Origin of the sequence: Vibrio sp. CUB2, assembly GCF_001557945.1 — a bacterium.
GTDB classification, from domain to species: domain Bacteria; phylum Pseudomonadota; class Gammaproteobacteria; order Enterobacterales; family Vibrionaceae; genus Vibrio; species Vibrio owensii.
In genome coordinates this window covers 40,740-61,884 of record NZ_LNRB01000005.1, presented here as the reverse complement: position 1 = coordinate 61,884, position 21,145 = coordinate 40,740, and the positions used below count along the sequence as shown (strand labels likewise).

The 21,145-nt window shown below is 46.1% G+C and carries 18 protein-coding genes; 11 read left to right on the top strand and 7 right to left on the bottom strand.

What is annotated here, in order from left to right; all coding sequences use genetic code 11:
- The first annotated feature begins 34 nt into the window (after positions 1–34).
- Genes ATB78_RS09465 through ATB78_RS09455 form a run of 3 tightly spaced genes read left to right on the top strand, consistent with a single transcriptional unit; the run spans position 35 to position 5,497 of the window.
- Positions 35–667, top strand: a complete 633-nt coding sequence (locus tag ATB78_RS09465) for a DUF2760 domain-containing protein (RefSeq protein WP_005442696.1) — start codon at positions 35–37, stop codon at positions 665–667.
- Positions 667–2,631, top strand: a complete 1,965-nt coding sequence (locus ATB78_RS09460) for an Hsp70 family protein (RefSeq protein ID WP_061008511.1) — start codon at positions 667–669, stop codon at positions 2,629–2,631. The genes ATB78_RS09465 and ATB78_RS09460 overlap by 1 nt, the downstream gene beginning before the upstream one ends.
- A gap of 55 nt (positions 2,632–2,686) precedes the next feature.
- Positions 2,687–5,497, top strand: a complete 2,811-nt coding sequence (locus ATB78_RS09455) for an Hsp70 family protein (protein WP_061008510.1) — start codon at positions 2,687–2,689, stop codon at positions 5,495–5,497.
- An 85-nt stretch (positions 5,498–5,582) separates the two neighbouring features.
- Here the strand turns inward: ATB78_RS09455 and ATB78_RS09450 are convergent, their stop codons facing one another.
- On the bottom strand, positions 5,583–5,777 hold the full coding sequence (locus ATB78_RS09450) for a hypothetical protein (protein WP_005377692.1): 195 nt from the start codon (positions 5,775–5,777) through the stop codon (positions 5,583–5,585).
- Positions 5,778–5,863: 86 nt separating this feature from the next.
- Between ATB78_RS09450 and ATB78_RS09445 the strand changes: the two genes are divergently transcribed.
- Positions 5,864–6,550: a DNA-3-methyladenine glycosylase I gene (locus ATB78_RS09445; RefSeq protein ID WP_061008509.1), complete on the top strand. Its 687-nt coding sequence runs from the start codon at positions 5,864–5,866 to the stop codon at positions 6,548–6,550.
- A gap of 84 nt (positions 6,551–6,634) precedes the next feature.
- Here the strand turns inward: ATB78_RS09445 and ATB78_RS09440 are convergent, their stop codons facing one another.
- Both ATB78_RS09440 and ATB78_RS09435 read right to left on the bottom strand, forming a co-directional pair.
- Positions 6,635–7,612: a Gfo/Idh/MocA family oxidoreductase gene (locus ATB78_RS09440; protein WP_061008508.1), complete on the bottom strand. Its 978-nt coding sequence runs from the start codon at positions 7,610–7,612 to the stop codon at positions 6,635–6,637.
- Between the two features lie 11 nt (positions 7,613–7,623).
- Complete coding sequence (locus ATB78_RS09435) at positions 7,624–7,911, bottom strand: antibiotic biosynthesis monooxygenase (protein ID WP_061008507.1); 288 nt, start codon at positions 7,909–7,911, stop codon at positions 7,624–7,626.
- Positions 7,912–8,014: 103 nt separating this feature from the next.
- Here ATB78_RS09435 and ATB78_RS09430 point away from each other — a divergent pair, with 103 nt between their 5' ends.
- The 6 genes from ATB78_RS09430 (at position 8,015) to ATB78_RS09405 (ending at position 15,989) form a co-directional block, all read left to right on the top strand.
- Positions 8,015–8,893 (top strand): LysR family transcriptional regulator, encoded by an 879-nt coding sequence (locus ATB78_RS09430; RefSeq protein WP_032801967.1) that lies wholly within the window; start codon positions 8,015–8,017, stop codon positions 8,891–8,893.
- A gap of 427 nt (positions 8,894–9,320) precedes the next feature.
- Entirely contained in the window at positions 9,321–10,664 is a 1,344-nt protein-coding gene (locus ATB78_RS09425; protein ID WP_061008506.1) for a sodium/glutamate symporter, read from the top strand.
- 230 nt (positions 10,665–10,894) lie between these two features.
- Positions 10,895–11,386 carry a type II secretion system protein gene (locus ATB78_RS09420; RefSeq protein WP_061008505.1) on the top strand — a complete coding sequence of 164 codons (492 nt, stop codon included), beginning with the start codon at positions 10,895–10,897 and terminating at the stop codon, positions 11,384–11,386.
- Between the two features lie 270 nt (positions 11,387–11,656).
- Entirely contained in the window at positions 11,657–13,396 is a 1,740-nt protein-coding gene (locus tag ATB78_RS09415) for an ABC transporter transmembrane domain-containing protein (RefSeq protein ID WP_061008504.1), read from the top strand.
- Between the two features lie 2 nt (positions 13,397–13,398).
- Positions 13,399–15,177 carry an ABC transporter transmembrane domain-containing protein gene (locus ATB78_RS09410; protein WP_061008503.1) on the top strand — a complete coding sequence of 593 codons (1,779 nt, stop codon included), beginning with the start codon at positions 13,399–13,401 and terminating at the stop codon, positions 15,175–15,177.
- 263 nt (positions 15,178–15,440) lie between these two features.
- Positions 15,441–15,989: a hypothetical protein gene (locus ATB78_RS09405; protein WP_020195938.1), complete on the top strand. Its 549-nt coding sequence runs from the start codon at positions 15,441–15,443 to the stop codon at positions 15,987–15,989.
- A 184-nt stretch (positions 15,990–16,173) separates the two neighbouring features.
- Here the strand turns inward: ATB78_RS09405 and ATB78_RS09400 are convergent, their stop codons facing one another.
- The 4 genes from ATB78_RS09400 to ATB78_RS09385 all read right to left on the bottom strand — a co-directional run bounded on the left by ATB78_RS09400 (position 16,174) and on the right by ATB78_RS09385 (position 20,444).
- Positions 16,174–16,389: a hypothetical protein gene (locus ATB78_RS09400; protein WP_005442113.1), complete on the bottom strand. Its 216-nt coding sequence runs from the start codon at positions 16,387–16,389 to the stop codon at positions 16,174–16,176.
- Between the two features lie 99 nt (positions 16,390–16,488).
- Entirely contained in the window at positions 16,489–17,613 is a 1,125-nt protein-coding gene (locus ATB78_RS09395) for an HD domain-containing phosphohydrolase (RefSeq protein ID WP_038896487.1), read from the bottom strand.
- 258 nt (positions 17,614–17,871) lie between these two features.
- Positions 17,872–19,077 carry an aromatic amino acid transport family protein gene (locus ATB78_RS09390; protein ID WP_009704250.1) on the bottom strand — a complete coding sequence of 402 codons (1,206 nt, stop codon included), beginning with the start codon at positions 19,075–19,077 and terminating at the stop codon, positions 17,872–17,874.
- Positions 19,078–19,250: 173 nt separating this feature from the next.
- Complete coding sequence (locus ATB78_RS09385; protein ID WP_061008502.1) at positions 19,251–20,444, bottom strand: iron-containing alcohol dehydrogenase; 1,194 nt, start codon at positions 20,442–20,444, stop codon at positions 19,251–19,253.
- Positions 20,445–20,608: 164 nt separating this feature from the next.
- On the opposite strand from ATB78_RS09385, the gene ATB78_RS09380 reads away from it, so the two are divergent.
- The gene (locus ATB78_RS09380; RefSeq protein ID WP_005442105.1) at positions 20,609–21,106 is read left to right on the top strand and encodes a hypothetical protein; all 498 of its coding nucleotides are present in this window, start codon (positions 20,609–20,611) and stop codon (positions 21,104–21,106) included.
- The last annotated feature ends 39 nt before the right edge of the window (positions 21,107–21,145 follow it).

The following is a 21,145-nucleotide window of genomic DNA, read 5'->3' as shown; positions in this document are numbered from 1 at the left end:
GCACCAATAAATCAATAGAAAGAGAAAAAACGTCATGAACATTGATTTGAACCTAATTCCTCAAACGTTCGATATGCTGCATGCTGGTCTGGCAGCTTCGAGTGTTTTGCTTCTTCTGATCGCGGTATCGCGCAAATCAAAAGTGGTCGAGAAAGTGGTAGAAAAACCGGTCGAGAAAATCGTCGAGGTTGAGAAGCCAGTTGAGAAGATCGTTGAAGTAGAAAAAGTAGTGGAAGTAGAGAAAGTCGTAGAGCGTGTTGTAGAAGTTGAATCAAAACTTGCAACTGCATCAACGGACTCTGCAATGCAGCTGCTTTCTATCATGCAACAAGAAGCTCGTCTGATTGACTTCTTAAAAGAAGACCTAACGTCATTCTCTGATGAAGAAGTAGGCGCAGCTGCTCGCGTAATCCACACTGGCGGTCAGAAAGTACTGAACGACTACGTGACGCTAGCGCACGTTCGTAACGAAGACGAAGAAACTCGCATTACGGTTGAAGAAGGCTTCAACCCACAAGAAATCCGCCTAACTGGCAACGTAACAGGCAGCGCGCCATTCAACGGCACGCTAGTTCACAAAGGTTGGAAAGCAACATCAATGACGTTGCCTAAACTGGCTGAGAACTACGATGCATCTGTGATCGCTCCAGCTGAGGTTGAGCTGTAATGGAACACATGAACCAAGAAAACCATTCTCAAGAAGCGTCTGTTGAAACTCAACAGACGCCTAAATTCAGTGTCGGTATCGACTTAGGTACAACACACTGTGTCATGTCTTTTGTTGATACTCACGACGAAGACGCTCGCGTTGAAGTGATGCCTATCCCGCAGCTTACTGCGCCGGGTACGGTAGAAACTCGTAGCCAATTAGGCTCTTTCCTATACCAACCACACGAACACGAAATGAACCCGCAATCACGCGTTCTTCCGTGGTCGAGCGAGCCAAAAGCTCTGGTTGGTGCTATTGCACGTAACCTAGGTTCAAAAACACCGATTCGCCTTGTTGCAAGTGCGAAATCTTGGCTTTGCCACGCTGGTGTTAACCGTCGTGATGCCTTCCTACCAGCAGGTAGCCCAGAAGAAGTGGAAAAAGTATCTCCTCTTCGCGCGACAGAGCTTTACCTAGAGCACCTAAAAGACGCTTGGAATCACACGAATCCAAATCACAACCTTGCCGATCAAGACGTGACTATTACGGTCCCTGCTTCTTTTGATCCTGCTGCTCGCGATCTAACTGCAGAAGCAGCACGCAATGTTGGTTTTGTGCACCTAACGCTTCTAGAAGAGCCACAAGCTGCACTTTACAACTGGATCGATAACAGCAACGACAAATGGCGCGACGAAGTTGAAGTTGGCGACATCGTGCTTGTAGTCGATATCGGTGGTGGTACAACCGACCTTTCTTTGGTTGAAGTAACTGAAGACGACGGCAACCTAACTCTGAACCGCATCGCGGTAGGTGAACACATCCTACTTGGCGGTGACAACATGGATCTTGCACTTGCGTACCGCTTGAAGATGAAGCTAGCGCAAGAAGGCAAAGAGCTACAGCCATGGCAAGTTCAGGCGATGACGCACGCATGTCGTGACGCGAAAGAAGCGCTATTGAACGACAGCGAGCTTCAGTCAGTGCCAATCGTAGTACCAAGCCGTGGTTCTAAACTGCTTGGCGCAACGCTGAAAACAGAACTGACTCAAGAAGAAGTACAACAAACACTGGTTGACGGCTTCTTCCCTCAAGTTGCGATTACTGACCACCCTGTTCAACGTAACCGTGGTGCACTAACGCAAATGGGTCTGCCTTACGCACAAGATGCAGGCATCACTCGTCACATTGCTGCATTCTTGTCTAAGCAAGCTAATGCCCTTTCTGCTTCAGGAAATGGCGCAGAAGCAGCAGCTCAAGATTTCAACCCATTCGCTAACATGCCTGGTATGCCAGGTGCGGATGCAGCGCAATCGGCTGACTTCATCAAGCCAACCGCAATCCTATTCAACGGTGGTGTTCTGAAATCGAAACTTCTAGCAACTCGTCTAGAAGACACGATCAACGAATGGCTAATTGAAGCAGATGCAGAAATGGCGAAACGCCTAACAGGTGTGGATCTAGACCTTGCAGTTGCTAGCGGTGCAGCTTACTACGGCTCTGTACGTCGTGGACAAGGCGTCCGTATTCGTGGTGGTATTGCTTCGGCTTACTACGTGGGTATCGAAAGTGCAATGCCAGCGATTCCAGGCATGGCACCTCCAACGGAAGCACTTTGTGTCGCACCATTTGGTATGGAAGAAGGCTCAAGCGTTGACGTACCAAGCCAAGAGTTTGGTTTGATCATCGGTCAGCCGGTTAACTTCCAATTCTTCGGCTCAACGGTTCGTCGTGATGACCTAGCAGGTACTCACCTAGACTACTGGGCACCAGAAGAGCTCGAAGAGCTTCCTGAAATCCAAGTAACGCTGCCTGTATCTGAAGGTCGTCGTGAAGGCGAAGTGGTTCCAGTAACCCTAGCCTCTCGCGTCACTGAGCTTGGTACGCTTTACTTAGAAGCCATTGCCGCTGATAACGGTCAAAAATGGCATGTTGAGTTCGATGTGCGCGAAGACGCGAAAAGCAACTCAAACGAAGAAGAATAAATAGAAATCAAACGGCATCCAATCGGGTGCCGTTTTTAAATACACGAAGGTTTGTATGGCATCTCCTCGTTTTCTTGTTGGTATTGACCTTGGCACCACAAACACTGTGGTGGCGTACTGTGAAATCACCGACAACCTTGAACAATCCGAAGTATCCCTATTCGACATCGACCAATTGATTGGTCCGGGTGAAGTGGTTCGTAAGCCATTGCTGCCCTCTTTCCGCTATCACCCTGCGGTTGGTCAAATCTCTCCCTCTGACCTAACACTCCCTTGGGAAAACGAACCTGTCTCTGGCGACATTAGTAATGTGATCGTGGGTGAATGGGCTCGTGAATTAGGCGCTAAGGTGGAAGGACGTCAGGTATCCAGTGCTAAAAGCTGGCTATCGCACCAAGCAGTGGATCGTAGTTCAGGCATTCTTCCTTGGGCTGGCGCGCAAGACGTAGATAAAGTCTCACCCGTCATTGCCAGCGCAAGCTACCTCAACCACATTCGCCAAGCATGGAACTACCGTCACCCTAGCAACAGGCTAGAAGACCAAGATGTGGTTGTGACCGTCCCAGCGTCGTTCGATGAAACCGCTCGTAAGCTCACGCTTGAAGCGGCTGAGCTGGCAGGCTTAAAGAAAATCGTCCTGCTCGAAGAGCCACAAGCCGTATGTTACGACTGGTACGCACGCCACCAGCAAACCGCAGCTGATGAACTCAAAGAGTTACCGCTGATTCTGGTGTGTGATGTGGGCGGTGGTACTACCGACTTGAGCTTGATTGAAGCCAGTTTCTCTTCTCAAGATGAACTAGCCCTTGACCGTATTGGTGTTGGCGAGCACTTGATGCTTGGCGGTGATAACCTCGACTTAGCATTAGCACATCTTGCAGAGAGCCGCTTCAACCAAAGTAAGAAGCTCACTGCTGCAAGCCTGACTAAGCTGATTCAGCAAACTCGCAAGGCGAAAGAAAACCTACTTTCAGCGAATGCACCTGAAGAAGTAAAAATCACCATGCTAGGCAGCGGATCGAAACTTCTTGGCGGAACAAAGAGTATTGGGCTGAGCAAACAAGAAGTGCACCAAATCGCTTTGGATGGCTTCTTCCCGCTTTCTGATTTCAGTGAAGTACCAGACAAACGTCGCAGCGCGGTTGTTGAGTTTGGTCTTCCATACGTTGCTGACCCAGCAGTGAGCAAACACGTTGCCGAGTTCTTAACTCAGCACCAACAAGTTGCTCGTGCCGCTCTTGGCATTGAAGACGACAAACAAAATGCCATTCCAGTCGGTTTGCTACTCAACGGTGGTGTGTTCAACAGTGAGCTTGTGACTGAGCGTGTCACTACCCTACTGTCCGATTGGCGAGGCGCTCCGGTTACGGTATTAGATAACCCACATCCAGATTGGTCTGTTGCACTAGGTGCTGTTGCGTTTGGTAAAGCACGTCGTGGTGCACAGCTAAAAATTGGTGGTGGTGCAGCGCGTTCTTACTTCTTGCACCTTCAAGAGAAGAACAAGATGGGCAAAGCACTCTGTTTGCTCGCAAAAGGTACAGAAGAAGGACACGAGATCCGCTTAAGTGGTCGTCGTTTCTCGCTTACCTTAGGTGAACCCGTTCGCTTTAACCTGCTGACTTCTACCCACGACACCTTAACCAATAACACTGCCATTCAAAACGGTGTGATGGTGGACGTTGATCCTGACTTATTTGCTCCTCTGCCGCCTTATATCACCACCCTTGAAGGTGAAGGTGCCGAACTGCAAGCCAACCAGAAAGAGCGCGTAGAAGTGCAACTGGCGTGTCAGTTGACCGAAGTCGGTACGCTTAAGATGGAATGTGTCAGCGCAGAAGACGATAGCAAACGTTGGGAGCTGGAGTTCGAAGTTCGTAACAAGCAAACCGATGACAGCGAGCAAGTTAAGCTTCACCCTAAACTGAATGAATGTAAGGAGCTGATCGCTCGCCTTTACAGCGGTAACAAGAAAAGCGCAGAAAGCAAAGAGATCAAAACCTTAGCCAAAGATCTTGAGAAAAAACTGGGCAAACGTGACGAGTGGGATTTCACTACCCTACGTCAACTTTTTGATACCTTTGCACAAGGTCGTAAGCGTCGCCGCCGCTCTGAACAGCACGAGAAAAACTGGCTTCGTTTAGCGGGTTTTGCATTGCGTCCAGGCTTTGGCGATCCAACCGACTCATGGCGCATTGAACAAGTTTGGGGTCTATACCAACAAAACATTCAGTTCAAAAACCATCAAGGTTGGACTGACTGGTGGGTATTCTGGCGTCGCATCGCAGGTGGTTTAAGCCAAGAGCAGCAAGAGACCATCTTGTCGGACATCGCCAAATACCTACACCCTGGCGCGATGAAAAACCCACAATCCGCCAAAGCAGCGCAAGACATGGGTTACGAGTCAATGGTGCGCTTGTCTGCCTCTTTGGAGCATCTAGAAGTCGAAGACAAAGTTCTATTGGCTACGTGGTTCTTGAGCAAAGCCATCAACCATAACCAGTTCGAACAAGCACACTGGTGGGCAATGGGTCGCTTGGCATCACGTACGCCTTTGTATGGCAGTCAGCATAACGTCGTTCCTCGTGAACAAGCGGAACAGTGGTTGCCTAAACTGTTAGAGCAGAACTGGCAGAAAGAACCAATGATCGCTTTCGCAGCAGTAATGATTTGTCGTAAAACAGGCGACCGCCTATTCGATATCTCAGACGACTACCGTGAGCAGGTACTGGCTAAGTTGAAGCAAAGCAAGGTACCTGAATCTTGGGTATCATTGGTTGAAGAAGTCAAAGAGCTATCTGAGAGCGAATCGAAGCGTATCTTTGGTGATGCACTACCAAGCGGTCTGACGCTGGTAAACAACTAAGCTCCCATGCTTATAAACGCAACAAAGCCCTTCTCGTGAAGGGCTTTGTTTTATCTGATTCGACTTGCTGACCAAAGACAACTCGTTAGTTCATTTCCGTATTGATCACCACATCACGCGTTTCATTATCCATATCACTGATGCCAACAACTGAGATTTCACGGTCAGATAAATTCTCAATCATGCTGTCTTCTAACCCACCGTCCGTCATCCACGCATAAAATTTTTCCGCAATACGATCCGAACCTTCCCCGACAAACGTTAATGTGACCTTCTTCATTTGTGACACTCCATCAATTTACGATTCAGCCACTTAAGCGTAGTATGTTTCCCAAATATCGACATAAACTAGGACTAACTTCTTTTATGAGTATCGAAAAATTTGACGCGATTTATCAGCGCGCTGCCGAGCGTAAAGGTGGTGAAGATCAACTTGAAGCGCTTTTGTCTCATCCACTAAGCAAAGAGGAACTGGCTGCGATTCCAGATGACCGTTGGCTGGCCGCTTTTTCGATGAAGGTTTTCCAAAGTGGGATTTCATGGAGCGTGGTTCGCAACAAATGGCCGAACTTCGAAGAAGTGTTCTTCGGATTTAAAATTGAGCCATTGCTGATGCTGTCAGACGAGCAATGGGAAACCAAAGCAACCGACAAACGCATCATTCGCCACCTCACTAAAGTCATGTCGATTCCTGCCAACGCTCGTATGATCCACGAAGCAAAAATCGAATGCGGTTCGTTTGGCAAAATGGTTGCCGATTGGCCGCAAGAGAAAATCACCGACCTATGGGCGTATTTGAAGAAACGTGGTAATCGCCTAGGCGGAAATACTGGCCCTTACACACTTCGTCAAATGGGCGTTGATACCTTTATCTTATCTAGCGACGTCGAGGCTTACCTGCGCAATTGCAAGATCATTGAAGGTGGCAAAAATACGAAGAAATCGCTCGATGCCACCAACAAAGCGTTTGTTCAATGGCAGCAAGAAAGTGGTAGAAGCCTGTCTGCGATCAGCCAAATCATTGCGTTCAGCACCGGTGATAACCGTGTTTAATCCAGACTGAACACAAAATAGAAACGGCGCACTAAATATTGTATTTAGTGCGCCGTTTTTATGTTCATTGGTTCAAGTACACATTTACTTTGAAGCCAGTGATTCCCACTCAGTCAGTAGCTGCATAATACGGTGAGAGTCTTCCCATGTTGCACAAGGGTTTTCTAGCGAGGTACGCCCCTCTTCAACCGCTTGGCGAATATTGCGCACTTGATAGAAGAAAGCATCCCCTGCCGCCGGTACAAACACTTCACGCTTTGACGTCTCGTAAATTTCCACACTAAACTGGTTATCTTGCGTTGGTAGCCATGGGTTTGAATCTAGCGTAATACAGCCTTTGCTACCCAGGATGGTGAACTGGTGTTTCAATCCATGATCTTCGGCAGTGTGTACGCTCACCGTTTGTTGCTCACCAAATTGCATCATCAAGCTCGATTCACAGATATTACCGTCAAGGCCTCTTCGACCAATCGCCGTCATAGTGCGGTTTCCAAAGGCTTGTTGACCCAACATGGTTTTCACCACCAAATGCACCAATGACATTGGGTAGCAACCTAAGTTATACAAAGCACCTTTACTGTCTGGATTAACAAACTGCGCAATCGACGCAATATAAGACGTGTGGATGGAGCGAAGTTCACCAATCTCTCCCAATTTAAGCACAGAAACCAACTCGTTGATCAATGGGTGATGTATGTACATCAAACCTTCAGCAAAGAATACCTTGTGCGTTTCGACTGCTTTTAGTGCCAACTCGGTTTTTCCCATATCTACCGAAAGTGACTTCTCACAAAGAATCGCTTTACCCTGCTCTGCCGCTTTGACGATAAAGTCATGATGAAGGTGATTTGGCAGTGCGATGTAAATAATGTCGACTTGCTCATCAGCAATCAACGCATCGTAATCGGTGAACGTATTCTCGATGCCATATTGCTCAGCAAATGCCTTTAAGTTCTGTGCCGAACGCCCAGCCACCGCGTACAACTCACTCTTGTCATCACCTTGGATTGCTTCAGCCATGACACCTGAGATAAAGCTTGTGCCTAAAATGCCCCATTTCATGTTCACGTCTCCTATTGCGCTTGGGTTTCGAATGCTTGGACTAACTCTGCCATTTCAGCCGCAATGAACGCTTGTGTGTGCGGCATAGCAAAATGCGCTTCAATCGCGGTGCGGCTTTCATATCGCTCCCAAAGAATCACACGCAGTGGGTCTTTCGAATCGTAGGTCGCATTCGCTTGCAAACACCCAGCCTCGCTCTGCATATCAAGGCAAAATTGTTCAATGGCTTCAACCACTTGTTGTCTTGGCTTATCGGCATTCATTTTCAGTTCGGCGGTAACAAAAATCGTCTCGCTCATGATGGCTCTCTTTCTCCATTCTTAATCATTCCGCCACTGTAATTAACCTCATATGATTGATAAACTCTGCTTTAGTTATTTCTTTATCAACTCTAGGTGTGCAATGGACAAATTAACAAGCATGAAAGTTTTTGCTTACGTGGTCGAACATGGCAGCTTTCGTAACGCCGCACACCACTTTGATATTTCACCGACCATGGTTGGCAAGCACGTGAGCTTTCTTGAGCAAAGCTTAGGTACACAACTGATTCATCGCACCACGCGCAAACAGTCCCTGACCGAAGCTGGCAGGCTCTACTATCAAGAGTGCCACCGCATTATTGAAGACATCACCAACGCAGAGAACCTAATCCAGACGCTGATCAACCGTCCAACTGGAACGGTAAAAGTTAACTGCCCTGTCACGTATGGCAAAAAGGTCATCGCCCCCATCGTAGCTGACTTCTTAGCTGAATTTCCCGATTTGAACGTTGAGCTGATGTTGGATAACAATTTGATTGACCCATATCGAAGCGAAGCTGACGTGATTATTCGAATCGGTGAATTGGTCGATTCGTCGTTAGTCGCGAGAAAATTGGGTGAATACCACATGACTTACTGCGCCTCACCCTCTTACCTTGAGCAACATGCCCCTATCCAATCGCTTGATGACCTTGAACACCATCATTGTTTGGGGTTTCAGTATCACCAAGGAGAAAGCCAACAAGTGGTGAACATGCCATCTAATACCTTTGGAAACAGCAACACTCGATTAACGTCTAATAATGGCGATGTACTTAAGTTTGCCGCGTTAAAAGGCTCTGGTGTTCTTCTGCAACCAAAGATCTTAGTTGAACAGGAAATCCAATCTGGTGCCTTGGTAGAAATTCTCCAGCAACATGCTCCCAAGCCAAAACCGATCCACCTGCTTTACCGTTCAAAACAGCTTTCCCTTAAAAACCGCACCTTGGTTGATTTTGTTCTTTCGCATGTGAATCTCTAACGCCACCTCATAAAGCGGTGACAATTTAGCCATTCAATCGACTTTTATTGTCGATATGACAAATATTATTTCTTGTTAATTGTCTTTGTTTTTCATGCCGTTAGTAAAGAACGCTTATTTAGTGAACATCATTTATTGATTCCCATCAATTGCATTGCTCTGACAAAGTGACTAGGATTGCCGCCTTTCCTGAGTGAACTATCAAAATAACATCGAGAAATTTAATCTAATTTCTCTTCAAGTTCGTGCGCAATCACGACATTTGCACTCATTTCAAACTGCATAAGCACATTCCCTTGCTTATGAAAACGACATTGATTTCTCAACACTTTTGGTCACGTATGTGACTTTTTTCGTTGGGAGTGATTTTTCAATCAAGGTTGGTCACAAGGACGCTACCCCTTGACTGCATTTACTGGAGGATAAAATGCCTAAAGGTCTAATGCTGACTGACTTAGCCATTGCTGGCTTACTATTGATTTTGGCAAAAGTCATTCGCGTTCAAACGCCATTACTGCAACGTATGTACATCCCATCGGCGGTTCTCGCGGGATTATTCGGTCTAATTTTTGGACCAGCCCTGCTAGACGTACTGCCTTGGACCGATACCTTTACCGCTAACGCAAGCCTGTTAACTGCTGCACTTTTTTCTGCGTTAGGTCTGGCAACGGATGTTCCATCACCTAAAACCGTCGCACAACGCGCTGGCTCATTGTGGGCATTCAACCAAATCGCTTCTGTTTCTCAGTGGTTGTTTGCGGCAATGTTTGGTCTCGCGATCACTACCTTCTTCTGGCCAGAGATTAATCCCGGCTTTGGTGTGACAATGTCTGCAGGCTTTATGGGCGGTCACGGTTCAGCCTCTGTTGTTGGTGAAATCTTCACGGGGCTTGGCTGGGAAGATGGCTTCACACTAGGTTTAACCTTCGCAACCGTGGGTATCTTCATCTCAATTTCTGTCGGCATGCTCATGCTGCAATTTGCATTGAAGATGGGTTGGATTCGTAGTTTTACGACATTCGACAGCATGGACGAACACGAACGCAAAGGCCTTGTTAAGCCTGATGATCAAGAACCGGTAATGAAAGACACCATGTCTTCCCTGTCAGTTGATTCTTTCGCGATTCACGCTGCGTTAGTGGTTGTCGTAACCGCTTTCTCTTATGTCGCAGCCAACTATTTGTCTTCTTTCCACGATAAGGTGCAGATCCCGACGTTTGTAACTGGCTTCCTTGGCGGCATGCTTGTGCGAATCATCGCGAAACAAACCAAAGCTTCACGCTATCTTTGTGACGGTGCATTCAAACACGCTGCGGGCATCAGTACCGATTATTTGATTATCTTTGGTATCTCAGCCATCAAGATTACCGTCTTAGCCCAGTACTTAATGCCTATGGTAGTACTAGCAATTGGCGGTGTAAGTTTCACACTTTGGTTAATCTTTTGGGTAGCGCCGCGAATCATGGGTGAAGATTGGTTTGAGAAAGGCATCTTCTCTTGGGGTTGGTTGACCGGTACGGTAGCTATGGGTATTGCTCTACTTCGTATTGTTGATCCAAAGATGCGTAGCAAGGTACTTGATGATTACGCCATCGCTTATGTCCCAGGCTCAATCACTGACATCTTCATCATCTCTTTGATGCCAATCGCGATGTATAACGGCATGCACTGGCAAGCGCTTGGCGTTGGTCTAGCTTACATAGCCGTGGTTCTTTTCATTTGGCGTTTTGTTTTCAAACAAGGCTCACACGCAGCCACAAGCACCTCATAAAGCGATGATTTAAAGCCCCATATCTTTATAGGATTGGGGCGTTTTCTTATTGAGATTACACTTACTTTTTGTGTGAGATTGAATAAATTCCGAATGCAATTTTAAGCAACTTGTTTTATATATTAGAACCGAATCATTCATCGCATAACTTCATTCTTTTTCAATACCTTTCCAGCCATAATTTTGCTCCAGAATAGCAGACTATAAAAATACATATTCGGAGGTTGGTTGTGCGTAATACCAAAGGTTTTACACTGATAGAATTGGTGGTCTGTATCGTCATTCTTGGGGTGGTCAGTGTCGTTGCGCTCCCAAAATTTCTTGGTCTCCAGAAGGATGCCCGCATTGCTGTCTTGTATGGTGCCCGTGAGGCGCTGATGACAGCCAACAATCAAGTCTACGCAAAAGCCGTGCTCCAATCACAAGAGAACGTCGACGCTGGTGAACTGATGAACATTGATTTGAATAACGATGGCGTCAACGATCTGATTGGCTACTACGGATATATCAAGAATGTGATTCCAGCAAAAGAGCTCGCCGGGTTTGACCCAAAACTGACTATCAATCGTTGGTACGGAGTGGACGATGAAGATGAACCCTATTTCTTAATTGGCTTTGCTAATAAGCCTGTCGACATCTTCAACCTTTGCTACGTAGAAGTCTATTATCCGAAAACAGCAGGTGGTCAAATAAAGTACGGAATTCAAACCAGAGACTGCTAAAACCGGTAAAAATAAGCTTCAAGAGTGTTACTTTTGAAGCTTTCTTTTCTGTTTGAGACGGAACCCCTCAAAACTGCAATTAACATTAATTTCACAATATCTTGTTACATCATCCCCTTTCAGCAATACATAAGGCGGCTATTCATCGAGCCTCTATAAAATCGACACATTGTGTTGTTTTTCATTTCGCTCAAAAATTATGCTTGTAAACTCATCAATTCGCTCAATAATGGTTCCATAACAAATTCAATAATTTAAGCAGGAGGCGAAATGAGAATATTCTGGCAGCTGCGTTGGTATTTCCAACTAAAGTGGAAACAATATGTGGGGTCCATCCTGCTATTTGCCGTCATTTCCGCCCTTCAGCTTGTCCCTCCCAAAGCGGTCGGCATTATTGTCGATGGCGTGGTCGATAATACCCTTGAAACCAGTACCTTAGTGATGTGGTTATTAGGCCTTATCGTGCTGGTTTTTGCGATATATGGTTGTCGAATACTGTGGCGAATTTGGCTATTTGGCGCGAGTTGGGAACTAGGCACCATTTTGCGTAATCGCCTTTATCGTCATGTCTCTACTCAGCCCCCTCGATTCTTTGAACGCTACAAAACTGGCGACCTAATGGCTCGTGGTACGAACGATGTTCGCAACATTGTTATGACCGCAGGTGAAGGCGTGTTAACTGCTGCCGATTCTCTGATCACTGGCATCGCGGTACTGATCATCATGGTGACGCAAATCAGTTGGAAGCTGACTGCAATGGCATTATTGCCGATGCCGTTTCTTGCCATCATCATCTTCTTCATAGTTCGTATTCTGCATAAACGATTCAAAATCGCACAAGAAGCCTTCTCTACTATGTCTGACATGACTCAAGAGTCACTAAATGGCGTGCGTATGCTGCGTGCTTTCGGGTTAGAAAACCAAGAGCAGCAACGTTTTGAAGAGGTTGTGGATGATACTGGCGAGAAGAACATCGCCGTTGCCCGTATCGATGCGCGCTTTGATCCAGCCATTCAGCTGACTATTGGTATGTCTTTCTTTTTGAGCGTGGCGTCTGGTGCCTACTTAGTTGACCAAGGTGATATCACACTTGGGGATTTAACCGCATTTACTATGTATTTGGGTCTTATGATCTGGCCTATGCTGGCATTCGCGTTCCTATTTAACATCTTGGAAAGAGGCTCTGCCGCGTGGAACCGTCTGCAAGAAATCTTCGATGAAAAGCCAGAGATCGTCAGTGGTAAAACACCATTAGGCACTCAACTTTTGCCTTTGCAGATCAAGATTGATGAATTCCACTGGTCTAAAGATCTGCCACCAGCACTAGCTGATGTCCATATCACCCTTGAGCCAGGAAAAATGCTCGGCATTGCAGGCCCAGTTGGCAGTGGTAAATCAACCTTACTAACCTTACTGCTTCGTCAACATGACATGGATAACGGTACGATTCAGTTTGGTGATATCAAAATCAAGGACGCTGTCCTGCCAGAGTGGCGAGACCGCTTTGCTGTTGTTAATCAAAGCCCGTTTTTGTTCTCTAAATCTATCTTCGACAATATCGCTCTGGGCGACCCTAGCGCATCAAAAGAAGACGTTTATCGAGCGGCGAAACTGGCTTGTATCCACGACGATATTGAGAAGTTTCCTGAAGGCTATCAAACAGAAGTGGGCGAAAAAGGCATCACCCTTTCTGGAGGTCAGAAACAACGTATCGCCATTGCACGCGCCATGCTGCTCAATGCCCAAGTGTTGGTATTGGACGATGCCCTATCCGCAGTTGACGGACGTACCGAGCACCAAATTCTGAAGAACTTAGAGACTTACTATCGAGAGCAATCATTGATTGTCATTGCCCACCGTCTCACTGCTCTAGAAGCGGCAGAAGAGATTGTGGTGTTGAATCACGGACACATAGCAGAACGTGGCCAGCATGGAGCACTTCTGGAACGTCAGGGTTGGTATGCAGAGATGTACCAGTACCAGAAACTAGAACAGGCAATGGAGGACTAATCATGAAGCAATCGACAACGTTTAAACGGTTAATGTCTTACCCATTGTCACAGCCAAAGCCGATGCTAAAAGGCTTGGCGCTACTGTTTATCGCGGCGTTAGCCAGTGCTGGCGGACCTTGGCTGATTCAATATTTTATTGATGAACACATCGCGAAAGGTGATTACTCGCGTGACATATTGATCTCACTTGCCGCAGGTTACATTGCCTTGCAGCTTATCTCAGCGGTGTTTCAATACTTCCAATCATTGCAATTTAGTATTGTGGCAACCAACACGATCAAAACGATTCGTAAACAGGTTTTCTCTGGCGTGATCAAGCAACCTTTATCGGCATTTGATTACACTCCTGCGGGTAAGTTGGTTTCTCGTATCACCAACGATACGGAATCGCTGCAACAGTTTTATGAGTTATTGATCGCCACTGTGGTGAAAAACGCAGTAATGATCTTGGTGATGTTGGGCGTCATGTTTTACATGAGTTGGAAGCTAACCATCGTCGTGTTGGTGCTGCTGCCAATCGTAATCGGCTTTATGTACTTGTTCAAAAAGCTCAGTACAGAAAGCTATCGAAACATGCGTGACCTACTGACAGACATTAACGCCAATTTAAGCGAATCCATTCAAGGTATGAGTGTGGTGCAGTTAATGCTGCAAGAAGAGCGCTTCAACAAACAGTTTAACGGCCTCACCGACGACCATCTGGTTGCCTCGAAGAAAGTGATTCGCTTGAATGGCTATCTATTGCGCCCTCTGATGGATTTGCTCGCAGGCCTTGCCCTACTCTCTCTTGTCGCTATCTTTGGCTTTAATGGTGTCGAGTTGATTGGCGTGGGTGTTCTTTACGCTTTCATCAGTTATCTAGCGCGCGTGACCGAGCCTTTGATTGAGATGACACAGCAGTTGGCATTGCTTCAGCAAGCATTGGTATCGAGTGAGCGTGTATTCGAGTTGATCGATGCGCAAGAGCAAACTTATGGGGATGACCATAAGCCACTGCAAACTGGTGCGATTGAGCTTAGCAACCTGACCTTCAGCTACGATGGCAAACAAGACGTCTTGAAAGACATTTCACTGAAAGCGTCGCATCAAGATTTTATTGCGCTTGTTGGCCACACCGGTAGCGGTAAAAGCACACTCGCTTCTTTGCTCATGGGGTTCTACCCAACCGAAATCGGTGAACTGCGGATTGACGGGCGTCCATTAAAATCTTTAGGCAAAGACGTGCTGCGCAAAGACGTTGCGATGGTACAGCAAGACCCACATATTCTCCCTGCCAGCGTCCGTGAGAACATCTCTCTGGGCAGAAAGGTAGAAGATGAGCAGATTTGGGATGCGCTGGAAAAAGTCGGCCTTGTTGAACAGGTTCGTCGTTACCCGAACGGATTAGATACACAACTTGGTCAAGGTGAAACGAACCTTTCGGCAGGTCAAAAACAATTGCTTGCGCTCGCACGTGTACTTGTCGCTAAGCCTAAGATTCTGATTTTGGATGAGGCAACGGCAAACATCGACTCGGGTACAGAAGCGTTAATTCAAAAAAGCCTTGAAGTGCTTCGTCAAGATATGACGCTTGTTGTAATAGCTCACCGCCTATCGACGATTTTGGATGCCGACCAAATCATCGTTCTTCATCACGGAGATTTAGTTGAGAGTGGCACACACAGAGCGCTGTTAAAACAAAATGGTCGATATGCACAGATGTATCAACTTCAGCAAGCCAATCGCCATATTCAGCAAATCGAAGAGGAAGACGACAAGCAATTCGAGGAAGCTGTTTAAACAGTCTGCATAATGCACTACCACTGACTTGAAGCCCGTTAGCTATGCTGCGGGCTTTTCTTATACGAAAGTTCCATTCATAATCTAAACAATTTCTTTATTTCTTACCTATTATTGACATAACCCCTCGCTATTATCCGCGAGGTCGTTGTAAAATCGCGTTAATTATCGACACGAGCTATCCCCACTAAAGTGTTTTTCGTTTCGCTCACAGCTCATGTCGGACCGTTTTCTATTGCATATTAATTTCATGACTGAAGTCCATGGACCAAGATAAGTTTACTAACATCTATCGCTTGCCAGGTTCGTTACAAATTCGAATCGCTAAGTGGCAAAAGACTTTCCGCGGCACATCTGATTTAGTTCTTCATCAGGTGCTGATGGAACGTAATAAGCAATTTAAGAAACCAAGCTTTTTGCCAAAGAGCTGGTGCATCACGCCTATTGATGAGAATGACATCACCATTACTCATCACGGTAAGTACATTCAAACCGTCATGCGTACCATGCTGGATAGAAAAGTGTCGTACAAGCGTCTTTTCTTGTCTCGTATGGATGCAGAGAAAGGTGAAAAAGTCCTGCGTGAGTACAAACTTGAATGGGTAAGAAAGCACAATCAAATTGCTAAGAAGTACAACCAAATCAAGAAAAAGCAGTACATGAACTTTGCAAGAGAAGAGGAAGAAACCCTCTACCCTTCGATTCCTAAAGGCGAGTTTGATAAAGCGTTGTGGAATAAATTAGTGGTGTCTACTTTTGGTCCCGAGAAAAAGTACAAAAACCCCCATTACGTACGCAAAGCAGATTTCTAAAAAATCCCCCGACTGTTCGGGGGATTTTTTTATGCTTTCGATACGTTAATAGTGACATTGTCACGAAGAGATTAAATCAGGATTGTTATTAACGCAACGAGCGTTGCAATTGTACAGCGCTCGCTGACGGACGAGCTGCGACGGTGAGAAAAGTAGGATGAGAGTCGCAGCATTGTTGAACCAGTTAATGACGAGCGTCAGCGCCAAACTCTACTTCTTTATAGATATCGGCCAGTGACTTCTTACCTTGTTTGTCCTTGGCTGAACGCTTTCTTGGTTGGTAATGATACTCTTGGTCTTGCAAAGCTTCTTCATGTTCCTTTGCAGACTCTACGAATTCAGCATTCGCAAGTGCTTGTTGGCGTAAGCGGTTTACTCTTTCTAGGGTTTCCCACAACATACTTCACCTCCAAACGAGTTACTGTATATATATACAGTATTATTTATTCTGACCTCCTAGTCAATATTTTGATTCCCTTCACGGTTTGCTCCTCTACTCTCACATTAAACCCATACCAGCGTAGTGCTCTGGGTACTTATGAATGATCTGTTTTAGATAGCCTTGATGTTCGCGCAAGGCATTCACGCACTCTCGGGATAACAAGCCTTGATACACACGTTTCTCTAGTTCTAACAAGGCATACGGAATTGACCACGCTTGACGATATGGATGATGGGTGGTCATGACATCAAACACATTGGCGACGGCTGCTATTTGCGCAGCGATTGGAATACCTGAATGCTCAAGCCCATGCGGATAACCAGAGCCATCCAGGTTTTCATGTTGGTAAGAAATGATTTGTTGGAACAAAGTGACACTCGGATGAACCGGATTGCCGATTCTTGCCACAATGTTATCGGCTGATTCCACACATTGCTCAATGTGCTCCGTTAACAACGCTTCTTGTTCTGCATTCACACAGCGACGATTGCACACGATATCTGCCGGAAGCTTAATGTCGCTTAGAGCATGATAACGAGTGAACATGCCGATTTGCTCCACAACCTCGTCACTGAATTGGTATGTATCAGCAAGTTGGGTGGCAATCAATTGAGCGTACATGCCCATTCGTTTGCTGTGCGAGTAAACCTCTGGTGAATAACCTGGCATCAAGCACTGCATTCTTTCCGCTAACAGCTCTATAGCGTTAACGACATGGTCTTCCGACTCCACCGCGAACTGCACCATTTCAAAGTAAGGCTTTAACCCATTCAAAGCTTCTGCACTGAACGCATTGGGCTGAATCGAATTGAGAAAGACGAAGCCAGTAAATGTTTGACGATCGTAACAAGGGATCGCAACAGATGAGTGATAACCTTCTTTCAATAAGGTTTGAATGCGCGGACAGTGGTTAATGTCGTAGAGATCGTTCACAAGACGAGGAATGGCATTGTCAGCAGCAATGCTTAAGTTATGAAGTTTACGAAGTGGCGCTTCATGATGAGCCAAACACCAAGTGTCGAACTCACTCTCAGCAAAGGATTTTAGCATGCCTTGTTTTGGGTGGTATTTTGCAAAAGACACCCTATCGACACACGGTAAATGTGCCTGCATCCTATTCTTCAGTGTTTGCATTTGCTCATTGAGCGGTTTTGCAAACGGGTAAAAGCTCCGGTGCGCCATACTTCACCTCCACACCAAGTAGAGAAACCAGAAGAAAAGGCTCATGAAAGTCAGCGTATTTGATGTGATTAGAGCGGCTTTTCTCCACCTAAATTATCGACATACCACAACTTAAGTGTACGAAATAAAAACAGATTTTCGCCAATCTTTTCACCGAATATTCTACGGTAATTTAATCCAGATCAAAAAAACCAGCGCACTTTCGTACACTGGCTTTTCAATACATGATGAGTTGTTCGTTATCTATCAGCTTGGTGATTAACCCAGCGCAGGAAGCACGCCCAGAGTAATGAGTAGCTGCGCCATCACAATACCTGTACCTGCAATGCCCGTTACTAATAGTGCTCCCTGACCACCTGCCACGCGGTATTCTCCTGTAAACTCATCGGAGCGACGCACTTTCACCACCATCACCAATGGTAAGAAGATAGCAAGAATAGCCAGAGCAATCGCTGCGTAACCCAGAGCCATGATAAAGCCTTGTGGGTAGAACAATGCAAAACCTAATGGCGGTGTGAAAGTAATTACAGCAGCAACCAGACGGTTTGGTTTTTCACTGTCGCCTTTGATGGTGTCGCCCAAGAATTCAAACAGACCCAAGCTCACACCAAGGAAAGACGTCAAAAGAGCAAGGTCAGCAAACACACCCACGACGCTACCAAGGTTTGACTGGTGAACCGTTTGAGATAATTGACCGATAAGCGCACTTAAGCCGCCGTTTTCAATCAGTGTATCTTGGCTCACAACACCAAGCGTCACGATTTGCCAGAAGATGTAAATAACCAAAGGAATCGTAGAACCAACGATGATGGCTTTACGTAGAGACGAGGTGTCGCCATCTAGGTAGTTCACAATCGCAGGAATACTGCCGTGAAAACCAAAAGAGGTGAAGATGACTGGAATTGCTGCAACGATAAGGCCTTGTTCAATTGGCATGCTCAGCAAGTAAGATTCCGTCACGTTTGGCGCAAGGAAAGACAGCACAGCGATCATCGTCACCATCTTTAGGCCAAACAGCACTCGGTTAACCTTGTCCACCGTTCCTGTACCAACCGTCACAACCATAGTGACGATAAGAGTAAAGATGATGGTAGAAGTCGAACCTGAAATATCCAGCCCAAACCACTCTGTTAGACGGTCACCAAACTGAGCACCACCACCAGCAATGTAAGCGGCACACAATGAGTAGAACAAGAACAGCATCGCAAAGCTCGCAACCCACTTACCCTTTTGACCAAGGATTTGCTTCGCCAAAGTATGAAGGGTTGCACTGCTGTCCGCATATTGGTGAAGCTCAAGCATCAATAGCGCCGTAAACGCCATTAATGCCCACAATCCCAACATGATAATAAGAGAGGTTGAGAAACCAATACCTGCAGACGCAAGAGGAAGCGCCAGCATACCAGCACCAATCGTAGTCCCTGCAATAATCAGGGTGCTACCAAACACTTTAGATCGACTCATTGTATATTTATCTTTACAGCTTAATAAGATTTATCAGCATCAGATCGGGCTACAGCATACCAAACCTAACACCATATTTGGAATGATGACGATTCTGTAGGATCTTTCTAATAAGATCAAGCAAAGTGTAAGGATAAAAACCCACATGTGTAAATAAATTTATACAACAATGGTTAAACTCTGATTTCCGCAAGCAATTGGGCGCACTCTTCTTCATTCATGAACTTAGGCACAGGATAGTTCCAATGCGCTTCTTTAAGTATCAAAGTCACCAACTCGTCAGTGTCAGAGGTTTTCAACAGTGACGACGTTTGTTCAATGCCAATCTCGTTGTACAGCCCTTCCAATCTCTCAAGGAACGTTTGTGCATTTGGCATAGCTTCACTTTGCGCATCGATTAACGCTTCGCTTAGTGCAGTCAGTTGTGGCTCAATCTCAGAGAAAGAGAACCGGAGCACAGGCAGCAAAGCAAGACCATTTGCCATTCCATGAGGCAAGCCGTACTTGGCACCCAAGTTATGCGCGAATGCGTGAACGTAACCAAGACTCGCTTTGGTAAAGGCTAACCCAGCATAGTAAGACGCCATCGCCATTTTTTGCCTAGCTTGAATATCATTGCCCTCTTCTACTGCACGAGGGAGATATTGGAATATGAGTTTAATAGCAGCAACTGAATACGCTTTAGTTTCCGTCGTCGCGTTGCGGGATATGTAGGCTTCAATCGCATGAGTCAGAGCATCTATGCCGGTGTCAGCCGTTATCTTTGCAGGCAAACCAACGAGTAGATTGGCATCGAGCGCTGCCATCAAAGGTACTAACTTCGGGTCCATTAGAGGGGTTTTGTGGTGAGTATCTGGTTCGGAAACGACCGCCGCGACGGTAACTTCAGAGCCGGTACCTGACGTTGTAGGAATCACAAATAATGGCGCAGGTGTTCTCCACACGCGAAACAAGCCGGCCAATCTCTTGATGGATTTCTTGTTGGTCACTCTGGCCGCAATCACTTTGGCACAATCCATTGCAGAACCACCGCCAAGCGCCAAAATCGCATCACAACCGGATTCTAGGTAGACATTTAATCCACGTTCAACTTGATCATAAGTAGGGTCAGGTTTTACCTCTGCATAAAGTGCGACGTCTAAACCTCTCGTTCTGGCACTTTCTGCTACTTGCTCTGCCATTCCTATTTTTACTAGCCCTTCGTCGGTGACAAGGAGCAGCTTTTTGAATCCAAGATCAGCGATAGCTTCCGTGAGCTCATGAATGCTACCGGGGCCTGAAAATAACGTTGGTTTTGGCAGAGGAAGAACGTAAGCGGCCACCTTCAGTCCATTGGTGTAACCGCGATAAAGCAGATGTTTCAACATACAAAGTCCTTTTGTTTTTGAGTATTCATTCTAGATGCTTTTTTCTTCAATTCGAGATAGTGGGTTCACAGAATTCCGTATTCATCCAACTACGCGCCTAAGCCGACCAAACCAATATTTATCTACTATTCTATAACTTAAGTACTAATGGTTGAGGACGAGCCATGGGATACAAGCCATTTGCTTTGTTGGTCTTTTCAGGATCCGTTTTTGCGGGCTCATTGGCGAGCTTCCCAGAAAACCTCGACAAACTTGTGCTTGTTAAACAAAGTGTTATCCCTGGGCGAGACGTGGTATTGCCGCCAGATACGCCCACGTTTGTTCAAGAGACCGTCAAGATGTACAACTGGACGAATCAAGGTAAAGGCACCAACCTGAGTATTTATGTTCCGAAACACAAAGTAGATGCTTATAAAAAGCACGGCCCCTATTCCGATGGCTTAACGGCAGTTGCAGTTTACGAAGAAGAAAACATTATTTTTGTCACCGAGCATCTTGCTGGTGAAGTGCTTTACGGGAGTTATGATCGGCAGGGAAATGACATATCAGATCGTCATCCGTCATTGAGGATTGAAACGTGCTACCGCTGTCATAACGGATATAAGGACATTTGCATCAATGGGACATGTGCCGTACCCATCATTGATGTGTTTAACGAGTAGTTCATTACGTGGGAACATCAATAAGAATAAAGATCTTCC